The sequence below is a fragment of the Streptosporangium sp. NPDC050855 genome, from assembly GCF_044456585.1.
In the GTDB taxonomy this organism is placed as follows: domain Bacteria; phylum Actinomycetota; class Actinomycetes; order Streptosporangiales; family Streptosporangiaceae; genus Streptosporangium; species Streptosporangium longisporum.
Map to the genome: position 1 here is coordinate 805,448 of NZ_JBITFY010000001.1, position 17,280 is coordinate 822,727.

13 protein-coding genes are annotated in these 17,280 nt (G+C 72.2%); 10 read left to right on the forward strand and 3 right to left on the reverse strand.

What is annotated here, in order from left to right; translation table 11 throughout:
- Window positions 1-103 precede the first annotated feature (103 nt).
- From ACIBCT_RS03790 to ACIBCT_RS03800, 3 genes are all read left to right on the forward strand, one after another.
- Window positions 104-2,575 (forward strand): protein kinase, encoded by a 2,472-nt coding sequence (locus ACIBCT_RS03790; protein WP_399185847.1) that lies wholly within the window; start codon window positions 104-106, stop codon window positions 2,573-2,575.
- Window positions 2,576-2,684: 109 nt separating this feature from the next.
- Entirely contained in the window at window positions 2,685-3,662 is a 978-nt protein-coding gene (locus tag ACIBCT_RS03795; RefSeq protein WP_399185848.1) for a malate dehydrogenase, read from the forward strand.
- A 174-nt stretch (window positions 3,663-3,836) separates the two neighbouring features.
- Window positions 3,837-4,673, forward strand: a complete 837-nt coding sequence (locus ACIBCT_RS03800) for a hypothetical protein (protein WP_399185849.1) — start codon at window positions 3,837-3,839, stop codon at window positions 4,671-4,673.
- Here the strand turns inward: ACIBCT_RS03800 and galE are convergent.
- Complete coding sequence (gene galE, locus ACIBCT_RS03805) at window positions 4,670-5,635, reverse strand: UDP-glucose 4-epimerase GalE (protein ID WP_344889697.1); 966 nt, start codon at window positions 5,633-5,635, stop codon at window positions 4,670-4,672. The two genes, ACIBCT_RS03800 and galE, sit on opposite strands and share 4 nt — an antisense overlap.
- A 122-nt stretch (window positions 5,636-5,757) precedes the next feature.
- Here galE and ACIBCT_RS03810 point away from each other — a divergent pair, with 122 nt between their 5' ends.
- From ACIBCT_RS03810 to ACIBCT_RS03820, 3 genes are all read left to right on the forward strand, one after another.
- Entirely contained in the window at window positions 5,758-7,071 is a 1,314-nt protein-coding gene (locus ACIBCT_RS03810) for a hemolysin family protein (RefSeq protein WP_399185850.1), read from the forward strand.
- Between the two features lie 162 nt (window positions 7,072-7,233).
- Window positions 7,234-8,238: a tryptophan--tRNA ligase gene (gene trpS / locus ACIBCT_RS03815; protein ID WP_399185851.1), complete on the forward strand. Its 1,005-nt coding sequence runs from the start codon at window positions 7,234-7,236 to the stop codon at window positions 8,236-8,238.
- Window positions 8,239-8,520: 282 nt separating this feature from the next.
- Entirely contained in the window at window positions 8,521-9,453 is a 933-nt protein-coding gene (locus tag ACIBCT_RS03820) for a YihY/virulence factor BrkB family protein (protein WP_399185852.1), read from the forward strand.
- Window positions 9,454-9,497: 44 nt separating this feature from the next.
- On the opposite strand, the gene ACIBCT_RS03825 is transcribed toward ACIBCT_RS03820, so the two are convergent.
- Window positions 9,498-10,757, reverse strand: coding sequence for a D-alanyl-D-alanine carboxypeptidase family protein (locus ACIBCT_RS03825; RefSeq protein WP_399185853.1), 1,260 nt, complete (start codon window positions 10,755-10,757; stop codon window positions 9,498-9,500).
- An 86-nt stretch (window positions 10,758-10,843) separates the two neighbouring features.
- On the opposite strand from ACIBCT_RS03825, the gene ACIBCT_RS03830 reads away from it, so the two are divergent.
- Complete coding sequence (locus ACIBCT_RS03830; RefSeq protein ID WP_399185854.1) at window positions 10,844-11,056, forward strand: SCO4848 family membrane protein; 213 nt, start codon at window positions 10,844-10,846, stop codon at window positions 11,054-11,056.
- 54 nt (window positions 11,057-11,110) lie between these two features.
- Here the strand turns inward: ACIBCT_RS03830 and ACIBCT_RS03835 are convergent, their stop codons facing one another.
- Entirely contained in the window at window positions 11,111-12,499 is a 1,389-nt protein-coding gene (locus tag ACIBCT_RS03835) for a peptide ligase PGM1-related protein (protein WP_399185855.1), read from the reverse strand.
- A 536-nt stretch (window positions 12,500-13,035) separates the two neighbouring features.
- On the opposite strand from ACIBCT_RS03835, the gene ACIBCT_RS03840 reads away from it, so the two are divergent.
- The 3 genes from ACIBCT_RS03840 to ACIBCT_RS03850 all read left to right on the forward strand — a co-directional run bounded on the left by ACIBCT_RS03840 (window position 13,036) and on the right by ACIBCT_RS03850 (window position 17,270).
- A complete protein-coding gene (locus ACIBCT_RS03840) occupies window positions 13,036-14,277 on the forward strand; it encodes a M20 family metallopeptidase (RefSeq protein ID WP_399185856.1) in 1,242 nt (413 codons plus the stop codon).
- A 287-nt stretch (window positions 14,278-14,564) separates the two neighbouring features.
- Window positions 14,565-15,644: a BMP family protein gene (locus tag ACIBCT_RS03845; protein ID WP_399185857.1), complete on the forward strand. Its 1,080-nt coding sequence runs from the start codon at window positions 14,565-14,567 to the stop codon at window positions 15,642-15,644.
- Window positions 15,645-15,746: 102 nt separating this feature from the next.
- Complete coding sequence (locus tag ACIBCT_RS03850) at window positions 15,747-17,270, forward strand: ABC transporter ATP-binding protein (RefSeq protein ID WP_399186092.1); 1,524 nt, start codon at window positions 15,747-15,749, stop codon at window positions 17,268-17,270.
- Window positions 17,271-17,280 lie beyond the last annotated feature (10 nt).

A 17,280-nucleotide genomic window follows, 5' to 3' on the forward strand; every position in this document is an offset into this window, starting at 1 on the left:
CCTGGGGTAAGGGGTGCGCGGTCACGTCGGGGTAACGGTGGGGGTGGGCGGGTCATGGCGCCGTAAAGTTTGCCACGTCGAAGATTACGAGACCCCAAGGACGATGATGCCGCAGATCGCCCCACTGGGAGCGGGGGAGCCGGACCGGCTCGGGCCGTTCCGCGTCCTCGGGCGCATCGGCGAGGGCGGGCAGGGCATCGTCTACCTCGGGGTCGACGCCGCCGGGGAGCGGGCGGCGATCAAGTTGCTGCACGTGAAGTTCTCCGGCGACGCCGTCGCCCGGTCGCGGTTCGCCCGGGAGGCGCGGGCCGCCCAGCGGGTCGCCTCGTTCTGCACGGCCGGGGTGCTCGCCGCCGACCTGGAGGGCGACACCCCCTACATCGCCAGCGAGTACATCGAGGGCAGGTCGCTGCGGGAGGTCGTGGAGAGCGACGGCCCCCTGCGGGGAGCCCCGCTGCAGAGGCTGGCGATCGGCACCGCCACCGCGCTGACCGCGATCCACCACGCCTCGATCGTGCACCGGGACTTCAAACCGGACAACGTGCTCATCGCCGCCGACGGCCCGCGGGTGGTCGACTTCGGCATCGCCCGCATCCTCGACTCCACCGGCACGATCACCAGCCGGGCCATCGGCACCCCCGCGTACATGGCGCCCGAGCAGATCGCCGGAGCCGACGTCGGGCCGCACACCGACGTCTTCGCCTGGGGCGCGACCATCGCGTTCGCCGCGACCGGCGAGACGGTCTTCGAAGGGGGGTCGATCGCCGTGGTGCTCAACCGCATCCTCAACCACGAGCCCGACCTCGGCGTGCTGCCGGAGCCGCTCCGCGGCGTGGTCGGGGCGGCGCTGGCCAAGTCCCCCGCGGGCAGGCCCTCCGCCGACCGCCTCCTGCTCCGGCTGCTCGGTCACCCCGACGCGGGGAGCGCCTCCCCGGCGATCCTCACCCAGGGGGCCGAGGTCGCCGCCCCCGACGAGCCCCGGGCCGGTGACCGGCGCGGCCCGGGGACCGGTCCCGGCACGGACCCCGCCGCGCGCCTCGCCGCGCGCCTCGCCGCGGACCTGGACGACGGCGACGCCACCAGCCAGCTCCGCCTTCCCGGCTCCGGGACGATGCCCCGGCCGGGTGCGGGAGCTCAGAAAGGCGCGGACGGAGGCGCGGAGACAGGCACGGAGAGAGGCGCGGGCGGGCCGCCGCCGTCCACCGGCTTCCGGGCCGAGCGTCCCCACGACGACCGGCCCGACCGGCCCGACCGGTCGGGCGGGTCCGACCGGCACGGCGCGTTCGACGGACCCGGCCGGCCTGACACGCCCGGTATGCCCGGGGGGTTCGACGGGCCCGGTCGAGCCGGGCGTCCCGGCAGGGAGGACCGGTACGGCCCGGACCCGGAGGCACGGCCCGGCCGGGACACCCGGCGCGCTCCCGCCGCCCAGGGGTTCTCCTCCCCCCTGCGGGACACCACGCCGCTCCCCGACCCCGCAGAGTGGACCGGCCACCCCGAGCACACCGGTCCCGAGCACACCGGTCCCGAGTACGCCCGTCCCGAGTACGCCCGTCCTGAGTACGCCGGTCCCGAGTACGCCGGTCCCGAGTACAGCGGTCACCCGGGGTACGCCGGTCACCCCGGCCACGGCGCCCCGGTGTCGCCGCCGAGCTGGCAGGGGCCCGCGCGTACCGGAGGGCCGGACGGGCACGGACGCTCGCGGCGGGGACGCTGGATCGCCGCCGCGCTGGCCCTGCTGCTGCTCGCGGGGGCGGCCGCCGCCGCCGTCGTCTGGTGGCCGCGGTCCCCCTCCGGGGGCACGCCCGTGCAGCCATCCGGCGAGGTGTTCACCTCCGTGGTGGACAAGGCCGCCAAGACCGGCAGGCTCGTCGTCGGCATGCGCGACCACCTGCCCGGTGTCGCGCTGCGGAACGGCGACAGGTGGAGCGGCTTCGAGGTCGACCTGGCCCTGGAGATCGCCGAGGCCCTGGGGGTGCCGGAGAGCGGTGTGACCTTCCGGGGCACCGCCCGTGACGAACGGCCGAGGCTGCTGGCGGCCGGGGACGTCGACATGGTGCTGGCCACCTACCCGATCAACGAGGTCGACGACGTGACCTTCGCCGGGCCCTACTACCTCGCGCACGTCGACGTGCTGGTCAAGGACGAATCGCCCATCCGGACCGTGAAGGGCCTGGAGGGCAGCCGGATGTGCCGACCCGATGCGAGCGCCTCGGTCGCCGTGCTGCAGAAGGCGGTGGGACGGCTGGAGCTCCTGCCCGCGCGGACCTACGCCGAGTGCATGGAGATGCTGCGGGACGGCCGGGTCGACGCGGTCCCCGGCGACGACCTGCTGCTGGCCGGCTACGGCGACCGGGAGAGCGTCCGGCACCGGCTGCTCGGCCTGGAGCTCACCGACGAGCGCTACGCGGTGGCGCTCAAGCGGGGCGACGAGCGCACCTGCGAGGCCGTCAGGGGGGCGATCGCCGAGCTCCACCGGAACGGCACGGTCCGCAGGCTGCTCGACCGGCACTTCTCCAGGGTCGGCTTCCCCGGCCGGGAGAACGACCTCCCGGCCATGGCGGCCTGCGGCTGAGGCCCGTCCCACCGGCCCGGGGGCCGATCGGGGTACTCGCCGGACGGCCGTCGGCGACGGACGGGTAACATCCGAGCGTCACAGTTCATCCTTCGAGTGGGGGAAGGTCATGGCCCAGACTCCCGTAAAGGTCACCGTCACCGGTGCCGCCGGTCAGATCGGCTACGCGTTGCTCTTCCGCATCGCCTCGGGCCAGTTGCTGGGCGCCGACGTCCCGGTCACGCTGAGCCTGCTGGAGATCCCGCAGGCCGTGAAGGCCGCCGAGGGCACCGCGATGGAGCTCGACGACTGCGCGTTCCCGCTGCTGCGCGGCATCGAGGTCACCGACGACCCGAACACGGCGTTCAACGGCGTCAACGTGGCGCTGCTGGTCGGGGCCCGTCCCCGGAGCAAGGGCATGGAGCGCGGCGACCTCCTCCAGGCCAACGGCGGCATCTTCGGCCCGCAGGGCAAGGCGATCAACGACAACGCCGCCGACGACGTCCGCGTGCTGGTGGTCGGCAACCCGGCCAACACCAACGCGCTCATCGCGCAGCAGAACGCCCCCGACGTCCCGGCGGAGCGCTTCACCGCGATGACCCGCCTGGACCACAACCGGGCGCTGTCCCAGCTCGCCGCCAAGCTCCAGGTCCCGGTCACCGAGATCAAGAAGATGACCATCTGGGGCAACCACTCCGCCACCCAGTACCCGGACCTCTTCCACGCCGAGGTCGGCGGCAAGGTCGCGGCCGAGCTGGTCGACGAGACCTGGCTGCGCGACACCTTCATCCCCACCGTGGCCAAGCGCGGCGCGGCCATCATCGAGGCCCGGGGCGCGTCCTCGGCCGCCTCGGCCGCCAACGCCGCGATCGACCACGTCTTCGACTGGGTCAACGGCACCGACTGGACCTCGGCCGCCATCCCCTCCGACGGCTCGTACGGCGTGCCGGAGGGTCTGATCTCGTCCTTCCCGGTCGCCTCGCGCGGCGGGAAGTGGGAGATCGTCCAGGGGCTGGAGATCGACGCCTTCTCCCGCAAGAGGATCGACGCCACCGTGGCCGAGCTGGAGGAGGAGCGCTCCGCGGTCCGCGAGCTCGGCCTGATCTGACGCGACCGGCCCGATCCGGTACGGACCCGGCCCGATCCGGTACGGGCCCGGCCCGATCCGGTACGGGCCCGGCCTGATCCGGTACGGGCCCGATCCGGTGCGGGCCCGGCCCGGCCGGAAAGGCGGCGTGTCGCTCATCGCCGGGCGGCGCGTCCCGTCGTTCAATGATCACTTGTGGTCGGGGGATCGATGGTCCGGGGGCACGCCGCGGCGCGGGTCGCCGCCGGTGTGCTCTGTCTCGTGCTCGCGGCACTGCCCCGGGCGGCGCTCGCCTCACCGGAGGGCGACGGCTGGGGTGGCGCCGACCTGTCGGTGCGGCTGCTGGTCTCCCCGGCCAGGGCCCAGCCGGGCCGCCTTCTGAGCTACCGGGCCGAGGTGGGCAACGCCGGGCCCGGTGACGCGGTGCTGCCCGTGCTGACCGTCCGGCTGCCGGACGAGGTGGACGTGCTGGGCGCCGACGTCGCCGAGTGCCTGCCCGGCGTCGCGGCCGGGGAGGTGGTCTGCGCCTCGTCCGCCGACGTCCCGGCCGGGACGTCCGGCGGGGTGAGGATCGACGCGATGGTGCGGCCCGGCGCGCGGGGCCCGCTGGAGGCGAGCGCCACGCTCTCCTCCGGGGTCGTGGACGACGACGAGACGAACAACTCCACGCGGACGCTGACCGAGGTGGGGGAGGGGACGGACCTGGCGGTCACGATGTCGCGCCGGGTCCGGGCCGGTCGCCTCGTCGTGATGTCCGCGGTGGTGCGCAACCGCGGGCCGCGGCGCGTCCACGACGCCGGGATCCTCCTCGACACCGGCGGGGCACGGCTGCTGGCGGCGCGCGGCGCGCGGTGCGACTCCCGCCCGGGCCGCACCGGCTGCCTGCTGCGCGCGCTCGGCGCGGGCGGGAGGGCGAGCCTGCTGCTCGCCTTCGCGGCCCGCGACCGCGGGGGGCGGGCGGAGGCGACCGTCCACTCGGCACGGGTGGGCGACCGCCGTCCCGCCAACAACACGGCCCGTTTCCGGCTCTAGTCCCGGCCGGTCAGGGCGGCCCAGGCGTCGGCGACGACGTCGCGGACCGAGGGGTGCTCGGGCTTCCAGCCCAGCTCGTCCCGGATCTTCTCGGACGAGGCCACCAGCACGGCCGGGTCACCGGCGCGGCGCTCGCGTACCACCGAGGGGATCTCGTGACCGGTCACCTCGCGGCAGACCGAGAGCACCTCCTGCACCGAGAAGCCGGTCCCGCTGCCCAGGTTGTAGATCCGGTGCTCGCCCGGGGTGCAGGCGTCCAGCGCCAGCAGGTGGGCGCCGGCCAGGTCGGCCAGGTGGATGTAGTCGCGCACGCATGTGCCGTCGGGGGTCGGGTAGTCCGTGCCGAACACGCTGACCGGCTCGCGCCCGCCGAGCGCGACGGCGAGGACGTTAGGGATCAGGTGGGTCTCCACGGTGTGACGCTCGCGGTAGACGCGGCCGTCCCGGTCGGTGTACGCGCCGCCCACGTTGAAGTAGCGCAGGCTCACCGCGGCCAGCCCGTACATCCCGGCGAACGCGCTCAGCGCGGTGTCGACCGCGAGCTTGGACGCGCCGTAGGGGTTGGTCGGCCGGGTGGGGTCGGTCTCCCTGATCGGGGAGCGCTCCGGCTCGCCGTAGGTGGCGGCGGTGGAGGAGAAGACGATCCGGCCCACCCCGGCGCTCCGCATGGCGTCGAGCAGGGCGAGGGTGCCGCCGAGGTTGTGCGCCCAGTACAGGTCCGGCCGCTGTACGGACTCGCCGACCAGCGACTTCGCCGCGAAGTGCAGCACGCCCTCCACGCCGTCGAGCACCCCGGCGGCGTCGGTGATCGACCCCTCGACGAACCGGGCGCCCGGCGGGACCGCGTCGGCGTGGCCGGTGGACAGATCGTCCAGCACGGTGACCTCGTGGCCCGCTTCGACGAGTTGCGCCGCCACGGCGCTGCCTATGTATCCGGCGCCGCCGGTGACGAGCAGCTTCACGGATCCTCCTGTTGGATGATGTTTGGACTTGTTGACTTTTGTAAGTCTAGCGCCAGCATATGCTGGCACATCACATATCGGCCACCGCCGGAACGGGCGGCCGCCATGACGGAGACGACCTCGTGAACAGCGTCCTGGCGAACATCGCCCTGGTCATGATCTTCGTACTGATCGGAGGGTTCTTCGCCGCAGCAGAGATGGCCATGGTCTCCCTGAGGGAGAGCCAGGTGCGGCGGCTCGACGCTCAGAGCCGCAGGGGGGCCAGGGCCGCGAAGCTCGCCCGCGACCCCAACCGCTTCCTGTCCGCGGTGCAGATCGGCGTCACCGTGGCCACCATGCTCTCGGCGGCCTTCGGCGCCGACACCCTGGCCAAGGACCTCATCCCGGTGGTGACCGGCTGGGGGGTCCCCGAGGCCGTGACGGCCCCGCTCGCGCTGGTCCTGGTGACGCTGGCGATCTCGTACGCCTCGCTGGTGCTGGGCGAGCTCGCCCCCAAGCGGATCGCCAGGCAGCGGGCGGAGGGGATCTCCCTGCTGGTCGCGCCGTTCCTCGACCGGATGGCCGCGCTGTCGCGGCCGATCATCTGGGGGCTGTCGAAGTCCACCGACGGGGTGGTCAAGCTGCTGGGCGGCGACCCCGACGCCGACCGCGAGGAGATCTCCACCGAGGAACTGCGCGACATGGTGGTCGGCCACCAGGAGCTCACCGCCGACGAGCGCCACCTGATCGGGGAGGTCTTCGCGGCGGGCAAGCGGCAGCTCCGCGAGGTCATGCTGCCGCGTACCGAGGTGGAGTTCATGTCCGCGGACACGCGGCTGGCCGAGGCGGCGGTCATGGCCGCGGCCATGCCGCACTCCCGCTTCCCGGTCTACCGCGACTCCTACGATGACATCGTGGGCTTCGTCCACATCCGCGACCTGCTGGACCCGGTGCTGACCGGGTCCATCGAGCCGATCAGCGAGCTGGTGCCGATCCGCCCGGTCAAGCTGGTCCCCACCAGCAAGCGGCTGATGGCCACCCTGTCGGAGATGCGCAAGGAGGGCCACCACCTGGCGATCGTGGTGGACGAGTACGGCGGCACCGCCGGCATCGTCACCCTGGAGGACCTGGTCGAGGAGCTCATCGGCGACATCCGCGACGAGCACGACGTGGAGGACGAGCACGTCGCGCTGCCCGCGGGGGAGGCGGAGCTGGACGGGCTGGCGACCCTCGACGAGGTGGCGACCTCCAGCGGCGTCCGCCTGCCCGACGGCCCGTACGAGACCCTGGGCGGGTTCCTGATGTCCTCCCTCGGTCACCTCCCGGTGCTGGGGGAGCGGGTGGAGGTCCCCGGATTCGACATGACGGTCACCGAGATGGACGGCCGCAGGGTCTCCCGGGTGAGGATCAAGCGGAACACCTCCCGCCAGGACGCGAAGGCCGCCCCCGAGGACTGACCCGCGCCCGCGCCCGTTCCCGGACGCGGACGCGCCCGCGGGGGAACGCGGGCGGTGCCCGTGCCCGGGGACCCGGGGACGGGAGGCGGGGGACCCGGGTGGCCGGTGGGCGTCTCCGCCCGGGGCACCGATCACTCCGGACAGCTGACACAATTGTGTGCCATGGCCAGTCCTCGCGTCCTGTCGGGAATCCAGCCCACCGCCGACTCCTTCCACCTGGGCAACTACCTCGGTGCCGTACGGCAGTACGTCGCCATGCAGGAGGGCCACGACGCGTTCTACTGCGTCGTCGACCTGCACGCGATCACGGTGGACTACCGGCCGGAGGAGCTGCGCAGGCGCACCAGGGTGGCCGCCGCCCAGCTCTTCGCCGCGGGCCTGGACCCGGAGCGCTCCACGGTCTTCGTGCAGAGCCACGTCCGCGAGCACACCGAGCTGGCCTGGGTGCTGATCTGCCTCACCGGCATGGGCGAGGCCGGCCGGATGACCCAGTTCAAGGACAAGTCCGCCAAGCAGGGCGAGAGCTCGGCCAGCGTGGGGCTGTTCACCTACCCCATCCTGCAGGCCGCGGACATCCTGCTCTACCAGGCCGACAGGGTGCCGGTGGGCGCCGACCAGAAGCAGCACCTGGAGCTCACCCGCGACCTGGCGCAGCGCTTCAACCACCGCTTCGGCGAGACCTTCACGCTGCCCGAGCCGCACATCGTCAAGGGGGTCGAGAAGATCACCGACCTCCAGGAGCCGACGGCGAAGATGTCGAAGTCCTCCTCCTCCGCCGCGGGCATCCTCGACCTGCTGGAGCAGCCGGGGCCACTCCGCAAGAAGATCATGCGCGCGGTCACCGACACCGGCTCCGAGGTCCTGGCCGACGACGAGAACAAGCCGGGCGTCACCAACCTGCTGCGCATCCAGTCCGCGCTGAGCGGTGTCCCCATCCCCGAGCTGGAGGCCCGCTACGCCGGTCAGGGGTACGGGACCTTCAAGAAGGACGTCGCCGAGCTGGTGGTCGACACCTTCACCCCGATCCGCGAGCGGACCGAGAAGCTGCTCGCCGACGAGGCCGAGCTCGACCGGATGCTCGCCGTCGGCGCCGCGCGGGCCCGCGCGGTGGCCTCCGAGACCATGGCCAGGGTGCGCGACCGGGTGGGGTTCCTGCCCACCCCGTGATCGGCGGTCCCGTCCCGCCCGACCCCCGCGAAGGTCCCGGGCCCGGTCCCGGGTCCGTCGTCGCCTCGCCGTACCCGTCACGTCCGTCACGCCCGTCACATCCCGCTCCACCGTCCCGTCCTCCCCTCGCCCCGCCCGATCGCACCCCGCCCCGCTCGTCCCGTGAGCCCGCGCGGCCCGTCCCGTGGACCTGCCCCGCCCGCCTCGCGGGCCCGCGCACGGACGACGGTCTTTCCGTCGCCGTACGCGGTCGAGACGGCGGCGACGGGGTAGGGGGCGCAGGTGACAGGTGCATGGGAACGCGTGCGGACGGCCCAGGAACGGTTCGGGGCCCGGCTCGGCTCGGCCCGGGTCAGGTGGCACTGGCTGGACCATCTGGTCAGGACCTTCCAGCGCTACCAGATCCAGTCCGGTGACCGGCTCGCCGGGGCGGTCAGCTACTTCGCCTTCCTGTCGTTCTTCCCGATCGTCGCGCTGGCCTTCGCGGTCTTCGGCTACTTCCTCTCCGTCACCCCCGACGCCCCCGGCACCCTGCGCAAGGCCATCGACCAGTACCTGCCGGGCCTGGCCGACAAGCTGCCGATCCAGGAGATCGCCGACTCGCGGACCAGCGCCGGGATCATCGGCCTGCTCGGCCTGCTCTACGCCGGGCTCGGCGCGATCGACGCGCTGCGCGGCGCGCTGCGCGAGATCTCCATGACCACCGAGGCGCCGCTCGGCTTCGCCATGGCCAAGCTCAGGGACCTGGCCGGGCTCGTCCTGGTCGGCACCACGATGGTGGCCTCGGTGCTGGTCGCGGGCTTCGCCACCCAGGCCAGCGGGACCGTGGCCGGATGGGTGGGGCTGTCGGGGTCGGTGGTGGCCACCACCACGATCTGGCTGGTCGGCCTGGCGGTGAGCGTGCTCGCCGACGTCGTGGTCTTCCTGATCCTGCTGCGCTGGCTGGGACGCCTCCGGCAGCCGTTCCCGGTGCTGCTGCGCGGCGCCCTGTTCGGCGCGATCGGCTTCGCCCTGCTCAAGCAGCTCGCCGCGCTGGTGCTGTCCAGCACCCTGAACAACCCCGTCTACGGGGTGTTCGCCGTGGTGGTCGGCCTGCTGGTGTGGATCAACCTCTCTGCCCGGGTGATCATGTACGCCGCCGCCTGGACGGCCACCGCCTCGCTCGGCCCGCCGCCCGACCCCACGCCGGTCCCGGCGACCGCCATCCCCGTCTGAGCCGCGGTGACCGGCGGATGACCGGCGGGGTCCGGCGGCCCCGGTCAGCGGAAGCGCCGGCGCAGGCCGTACGCCAGCCAGGCCAGGCCGCCCAGCAGGCCCGCACCCAGGACGTAGTAGCCGATCGGGACGCTCCCGCCGGCGGGACGGGCCGCGCCGGGCGGATCGGTCGCGGCGACCGGTGCAGGGACGGCCGGGGGCGCGGAGGTGGCGGGCGCGATGGGGGACGGGGTGACCGCGGGGGCCGGGTCGACCAGCCGCCCGACCGGGGTGACCCGGCCGCGGTTGGCGAAGCCCCAGTCGAGCAGGTCGGCGACCTCGTCCCAGAAGTAGCCGTCGTGGCGCATGATCGACACGATGATCGTGTGGCCGTTCCGCCTGGCCGCGCCGACGAAGCTGCCCTGGGCCTTGGAGGTCCAGCCGTTCTTGACGCCGATCATGCCCTTGTAGCGCCAGAGCAGCTTGTTGTGGTTGCCGATCTCGTAGTAGCCCTTGGGCGCCGGGAACTTGTCCGTCTTCAAGCTGATATATCGGCGGAAATCGGGATTGGCCAGGCCGGCGCGGGCGATCAGGGCCAGGTCGTAGGCCGAGCTGCTCTGCCCGGGCTTGTCCAGCCCGCTCGGGGTCCTGGCCACGGTGTCGAACGCCTGCAGGCGCCTGGCCTCGGCGTTCATGTCGGCCAGGGTGGCGGTCAGGCCGCCGTTGGCCTCGGCCAGCGCCATCGCGCTGTCGTTGCCGGAGACCAGCAGCAGCGCCTTGAACAGGTCCTCGACGGTGTAGAGCGGCTTGGGGACCAGGCCGACCGCGCTGCCCTCCTCGTTCACCGCGCGCCGGCTCGGCGTGACCTTCCGGTTCTTGTCCAGCCTGGGGATCAGGGTGAGGGCGGTGAGCGCCTTGAGCGTGCTCGCGGGCAGGTAGCGCCCGTGGGCGTCCTTGGCGGCCAGCACCGCGCCCGTCCCGGCGTCGGCGATCACGTACGCCCTGGCGGCGGTCTTGGGCGGGGCCCTCACGCCCTCGGGGACGATGAGCCCCCGCTCGCCGAGCCGGGAACCGCCGACCGGTTCCCCCGCGCCGTTCGGCCCGAGCCGGCCGGTGCCCGGCGGGCCGGCTCCCCCGAAGCCGGTGCCCGCACCGTGCGAACCGGTGCCCGGCAGCGCGGCGGTGCCCGGCGAGACGCCCGATGCGGTGCCCGATGCGGTGCCCGCGGGCGTGCCCGGCGCCCGGGCCCCGGCCTGTGCGGGCGCGCCGAGAAAGGCGGTCGCCGCGAGCAGCACCCCGACGGGCGCGACGTGTCTGGTCCCCATGATGATCTCAGGGTAGCTTCGTGCCGGTTCGCATGGAGTACAGGTGCCCTGACCGGCTACGCACCACTCGGCGGAATACTGACATCATGCAAATATCGCGAAAGATCGCCGCTTTTCTGATCGGCCTTGCCGCTTTCATGATCTTCGAATGGATCAACCTTGGCTTCAACCTCGCGGACGGCCACCCCACGTCGTTCTACGTGGTCCACGGGATCCTGGTCGCGGTCAACCTGGTGCTGGCCGTGGTGCTCGGTGCGATCGGCCTGCGGGCACTGCGCGGCCTGCGGGAGGCGAGGTGACCGGTGTGACCGGGACGGCCGCGGCGGAGTGGCCGGGGAGCGGGCCGGAGCCGCTCAGGCGGGACGGTTCAGCGTCGAGACGGTCCTGCGGTGCAGCTCGGCGGCCTCCTCGGCGGAGTCGCCGATGCTGGTGAACCCGAGCTTGCCGAACTCGGTGACCGCGCCCAGCAGGTGCAGCACGTTCCCGGTACGGCGCTCCCGGTCGAAGCCGAGGCCCTCGTCCTGGATCAGCTTGACGACCTCCCCGGGGGCGCGGCCCCGCAGGCAGGGGGCGGCGCAGTTGTCCGTCGCCACGTAGTGCTTGGCCCTGCCCTCGTGCACGAGCAGGCCGCTGCCGGGGTCGTAGGAGGCGCCGGTGGTCAGGACCGCGGCCCCGAACGGGTGGGTGGTCCCGCCGATGCGCAGGTTGATCTCGCACAGCAGCGTCCGGTAGCCGCCGCCGGCCTTGACGGCGAAGAAGTCGACGCCGAACAGTCCCACCACGCCGCGGTCGGCGAGGATGCGGGCGATCCGCTCGGCGTACGCGCTGAGCTCGGCCCGGTACTCCTGGCGGGCGGGGAAGCTGCACCCCTGGTAGACGTCGTCGTTGGGGCCGCCGAGGACCTGCTCGTGGGTGGCGACCACGTCGACGGTGCCGCCCGGGGTGATCCTCGCCAGCGCGCTGGGGGAGCGCAGCGGCCGGTCCTCGATGAACTCCTCGACCACCGCCCCCCGCTCGGCGATCTTCTCGGCGAACGTCGCCCAGTTCTCGCCCGGCGCGGAGAAGCTCGTGGGGCAGTCGGTGATCGGGCGGTCGTCCCTGGTCAGGATGGCGTTGCCCATCCCCGAGTAGCTGTTGTTCAGCTTGACCATCAGCCGGGGCGCGGGGCTCATCGCGCGGGCGGCGTGCTCCACCTCGGTCAGCGACCGCAGGTCCCCGAACCCCCTGACCGTCGGCACCTCGGCCTGTGCGCCGAGCGTCCGCCCGCCGCTCTTGGAGCCCAGGTGGGCCAGGGCGGTGGGAGGGCCGTAGATCGGCAGGGAGAGGATCGCGGCCAGCCGCTCCTCGTACTCGCTGACCACGAACGGGACCATCCAGGCGCCCCCGTCGTCCTCGCGGGGGAGGCCGAGCGACGCGCGCAGGCGCTCGATCACGTCCGGGCGCCGGAGCAGCGCCTCGCTGAGCGGGTGCGTGTCGGGATCGTCCAAACTGATCATTTGCAGCCGCGTGCGGGCCTCGTCGGGATCGTCGAGGAAGCTCAGGTAGTAGTCCACGATCGCCCCGTCCACGGGCAGCGAGGTCACGTAGACGACCGAGACGCCGGGCCTTCTCAGCGTCAGCAGCAGGAACAGCAGCCGCTCCTCGTAGCAGCGGGCCGCGGGGATGCTGCGCAGCTCCTCCTGGGGAAGGGAGAGCGAGGGAATGACCAACAGGGCGCCCTCGTCCGGTTCGAATATGCTCAAACGCGACCATCTCTTCCCGAATGGGATGTTAGTGATCATATGCGAAGTGAAACACGCACTCTTCCTGTTTACATCACTCCGCCCGGTGCGATGACCGGCACCTGAGGGTCACGTAAATTGCCAGGTAGGCGAGGTTTGGGAGAGGGGTGCGGCCACCTTTCCCGCGGGGTCCGTCCCCGCGAAGGACCAGCGTCCCCATGGTCAATCGGAGCCATCTTTCGTGGTCCTCCTGGGGCGCAAGTGCCAGAAGAGGAACATGAGGTGACAAAACATTTGGGCCGGATGTCGGCGAGCCGCTCGGGGAGAGCGATAAAGTCGGTGTCATCGCCGACGCGACGGCTACCCCGGACCACCGGTCCGCCGTTCCCGCGCCGGTGACGGACCAGTCCGCGCCGATGCGGTCCGGGAGGCCCACCCCGGCCCGTCGGTGCGGCGATCGCTTTTTTCGAGACGGCCCCGTGGACGCAGAGATCCCGGACGGTCGCACAGGTGCGTCGAGGATCCACAGCCCGCCGGCGCGGATGGGACGGTGAGCAATGCGGGGGCGTAATTTGCGGGGAGAACTCGACACGTTCCTTGCCGCTGGCGAGCAGGAACTGATCGGTTTCCGTCGAGACCTGCACATGCATCCCGAGCTCGCGTTCGCCGAGTACCGCACCACCCAGCGTGTCGCCGAGCGCCTGAGCGCCGCCGGCCTCGTCCCCTCGGTGCTGCCGCGCGGTACCGGCCTGCTCTGCGACGTCGGCAGCGGTGACGGCCCGACCGTGGCGCTCCGGGCCGACCTGGACGCGCTGCCGGTGCCGGACGAGAAGGACGTCCCCTACAGCTCGACGGTCCCGGGAGTCTGCCACGCCTGCGGGCACGACGTGCACACCACGATCCTGCTGGGCACCTCGCTGTTCCTGGCCCAGCAGGCCGAGGCGGGCCTGCTGCCCGGCCGGGTCCGGCTGATCTTCCAGCCCGCCGAGGAGCTTCCCGGCGGCGCGCTGGAGGTCATGGCCTCGGGCGGCATCAGCGGTGTCGACCGCATCTTCGGGCTGCACTGCGACCCGCGCCTGGACGTCGGCAAGGTGGGCCTCAAGACCGGCCCGATCACCTCCGCCTGCGACCGGGTCACGATCCGGGTGAGCGGCCCCGGCGGGCACACCGCCCGGCCGCACCTCACCGCGGACCTGGTCTTCGCGCTCGCCAAGATCCTCACGGAGCTGCCGGCCGCGCTCTCCCGCCGGATCGACCCCCGCTCCTCGCTGAGCCTGGTCTGGGGCCGGGTCGAGGCGGGCTCGGTCGCCAACGCCATCCCGGACGACGGCGTCGCCGAGGGCACCGTGCGCTGCCTGGACGAGGCCGCCTGGCACGCGGCCCCCGACATGATCAAGTCGCTGCTGGAGTCGGTCGCGGGCGCGTACGGCGTCGAGGCCGAGATGGACTACGTGCGCGGCGTGCCGCCGGTGGTCAACGACAAGGTCAGCGTGCAGATGCTGGCCGAGGCCGCCGAGGGCGTGCTCGGCCAGGGCGCCCCGGTCCCCACCGAGCAGAGCCTGGGCGGTGAGGACTTCGGCTGGTACCTGGAGTCCATCCCCGGCGCGTTCGCCCGGCTGGGCACCCGCCGGAAGGGGTCGACCGAGTCGGCCGACATCCACCAGGGCACCTTCGACGTGGACGAGAGCGCCATCGGCACCGGCGTGCGCTTCCTGGCCGCGACCGCGCTGACCGCGCTCTGGGAGGGCCAGCGCCCGGTCACCGACGACGCCCTGATGGCCGTGAACGCCGACAACTAGCCCTTACCGAGCAACTTCGGACATATTTGGGCAAAATTACTCAACGGATCCGGTCAGAGGAACGTCGGAGACCGGAGCCGGGCCGGGGCCCGGCGGCCAGGGCCGTCCGGTGTCACCCGCGGGGTGGTTTCGTCACGCTACGTGTGTCACAGGGCGGCCTGAGCTGGATAACGGACCTGTTTCGGACTGGTGTGACGGTTTGGTCAACCCTGACGGACCAACTATCTTCCGTGCAGGGTTGCCGTGCGTCTCTTCGCGCGTGCACTGAGAACGCGAAGGGAGTCATCTTGCTTCAGAACCGATTCGGCAAGCTGGCCGCGACCGCACTGGCGGGCAGCATGCTCATGGGAGCTGCCGCGTGTGGTGGAAGCGAGGAACCGACCACGTCGGCCCAGCCGAGCGGGGCCGCCAGCAGTGCGGCGTCGGCCGCGACCGGACCCAAGGTCGGGCTCGCGTACGACATCGGCGGGCGTGGTGACCAGTCGTTCAACGACTCCGCGGCGGCCGGGCTGGACAAGGCCAAGGCCGAGCTGGGCCTGGCCGAGACCAACGAGCTCGAGGCCGGCACCGGTGAGACCGAGGCGGCCAAGGAGGAGCGGCTCCGCCTGCTCGCCGACGGCGGCTTCAACCCGATCATCGCGGTGGGCTTCGCCTACTCCAACCCGGTCAAGAAGGTCGCGACCGAGTTCCCCGACGTCAAGTTCGCGATCGTGGACGACGCCGCGGCGGCCGGTCCCAACATCTCCAACCTCCTCTTCGCCGAGCACGAGGGCTCCTTCCTGGTCGGCGCCGCCGCGGCGCTGAAGAGCAAGAAGAACCACGTGGGCTTCGTCGGCGGCGTCCAGGTGCCGCTGATCAACAAGTTCGAGGCCGGGTTCATCGCCGGTGCCAAGGCGGTCAAGTCCGACATCAAGGTCGACGTCAAGTACCTGACCCAGCCGCCGGACTTCACCGGCTTCAACGACCCGGCCAAGGGCAAGACCGCGGCCGAGGGCATGTTCGACGCGGGCGCCGACGTGGTCTACCAGGCCGCGGGCGGCTCCGGCGGCGGCGTGTTCGAGGCGGCCAAGGCCGCCAAGGGCCTGGCCATCGGCGTCGACTCCGACCAGGCGAAGACCGCGGCCCCCGAGCTGCAGAGCGTCATCATGACCTCCATGGTCAAGAAGGTCGACGTCGCCGTCTTCGACTTCCTGAAGAGCTTCACCACCAACTCGGTGAAGGCCGGCACGACGACCTACGACCTCAAGGCCGACGGCGTCGACTACTCCACCACCGGTGGCCAGGTCGACGACGTCAAGCCCAAGCTCGACGAGTACAAGCAGAAGATCATCTCCGGCGAGCTGACCGTCCCGGACAAGACCTCCTGACCTGAACGCTCACGCGGGGCCCGGCGGACACCCTCCTCCGGGCCCTTCGCCCTATCCTCACCACCACGTTCCGTATCGGGCATCCGTGCGGAGGAGGCCGTCATCAGCACCCCGGCACCGGCCGTCGAGCTCGAGGGGATCACCAAACGATTCCCCGGCGTCGTCGCCAACCGCGACATCTCCCTTTCCGTACGGCAGGGACACGTGCACGCCGTCGTCGGCGAGAACGGCGCAGGCAAGTCCACCCTCATGAAGATCCTGTACGGCATGCAGCGCCCGGACGAGGGACGGATCCGTGTCAACGGCGCCGAGGTGGGCTTTCGCTCCCCCGCTGACGCGATCGGGGTGGGCATCGGCATGGTCCACCAGCACTTCATGCTGGCCGGCAACCTGACCGTGCTGGAGAACGTGATCCTGGGCAGCGAGCCCCGCAAGGGAGGCGTCGCCATCGACTTCGGCGCCGCCCGCGCCAGGATCCGGGAGATCTCCGACTCCTACGGCCTGGGCATCGACCCGGACGCCACCGTCGAGGACCTGGGGGTGGGCGCCCGCCAGCGGGTGGAGATCCTCAAGGTGCTCTACCGCGGGGCCCGGATCCTCATCCTGGACGAGCCGACCGCCGTGCTCGTGCCGCAGGAGGTCAAGGAGCTCTTCGCCAACCTGCGCGAGCTGGTCCGCGAGGGACTCACGATCATCTTCATCTCGCACAAGCTGGACGAGGTCCTCTCGGTGGCTGACGCCATCACCGTCATCCGCCGCGGCACGACCGTGGCCGAGGTGGACCCCAAGGACGTGAGCGCCCGGCAGCTCGCCGAGCTCATGGTCGGCAGCGAGCTGCCCAGCCCGGAGACCCGCGAGTCCACGGTCACCGACACGGTGGCGATCTCGGTGCGGGACCTGAGGGTCCACTCGGACGGGGAACGCTGCGTCGTGGACGACGTGAGCTTCGACATCCGCAGGGGTGAGGTGCTGGGCATCGCCGGGGTCGAGGGCAACGGCCAGGCCGAGCTCGTCGAGGCCATCATGGGCATGCGCCCGGCCGACGGCGAGATCCGGCTCGGCGAGCACGACATCTCCGGCTGGACGACCCTGCGCCGCCGCGAGGCCGGCATCGGCTACATCCCCGAGGACCGCCACCGGCACGGCCTGCTGCTGGAGGCCCCGCTGTGGGAGAACCGCATCCTCGGCCACCAGACGCGCAGGCCCAACGTCAAGGGACCCTGGATCGACCGCGCCGGAGCCCGTGAGGACACCCGCCGCATCGTCGAGAGCTACGACGTCCGCACGCCGGGCATCGACGTGGACGCCTCCGCGCTGTCCGGCGGCAACCAGCAGAAACTGATCGTCGGCCGGGAGATGAGCGGGGACCCCGTCTTCCTGATCGCGTCCCACCCCACCCGCGGTGTCGACGTGGGCGCCCAGGCCGCGATCTGGGACCACCTGCGCGCGGCACGCGCCGCGGGCCTGGCGGTCCTGCTCATCTCGGCCGACCTGGACGAGCTGATCGGCCTGTCGGACACCCTCAAGGTGATCCTGCGCGGCCGCATCGTCGCCGAGGTCGGCCCCAAGGACGTGACGCCGGAGCGGCTCGGCTCGGCCATGACGGGTGCTGGAGAGGCGGCATGAACACCCACGT

Coding starts and splice junctions, on each gene's coding strand:
- ACIBCT_RS03840 (WP_399185856.1), top strand. CDS start 13,036: ATGCGGGGGCGTAATTTGCGGGGAGAACTCGACACGTTCCTTGCCGCT.
- trpS (WP_399185851.1), top strand. CDS start 7,234: ATGGCCAGTCCTCGCGTCCTGTCGGGAATCCAGCCCACCGCCGACTCC.
- ACIBCT_RS03795 (WP_399185848.1), top strand. CDS start 2,685: ATGGCCCAGACTCCCGTAAAGGTCACCGTCACCGGTGCCGCCGGTCAG.
- ACIBCT_RS03830 (WP_399185854.1), top strand. CDS start 10,844: ATGCAAATATCGCGAAAGATCGCCGCTTTTCTGATCGGCCTTGCCGCT.
- ACIBCT_RS03825 (WP_399185853.1), bottom strand. CDS start 10,757: ATGGGGACCAGACACGTCGCGCCCGTCGGGGTGCTGCTCGCGGCGACC.
- ACIBCT_RS03790 (WP_399185847.1), top strand. CDS start 104: ATGATGCCGCAGATCGCCCCACTGGGAGCGGGGGAGCCGGACCGGCTC.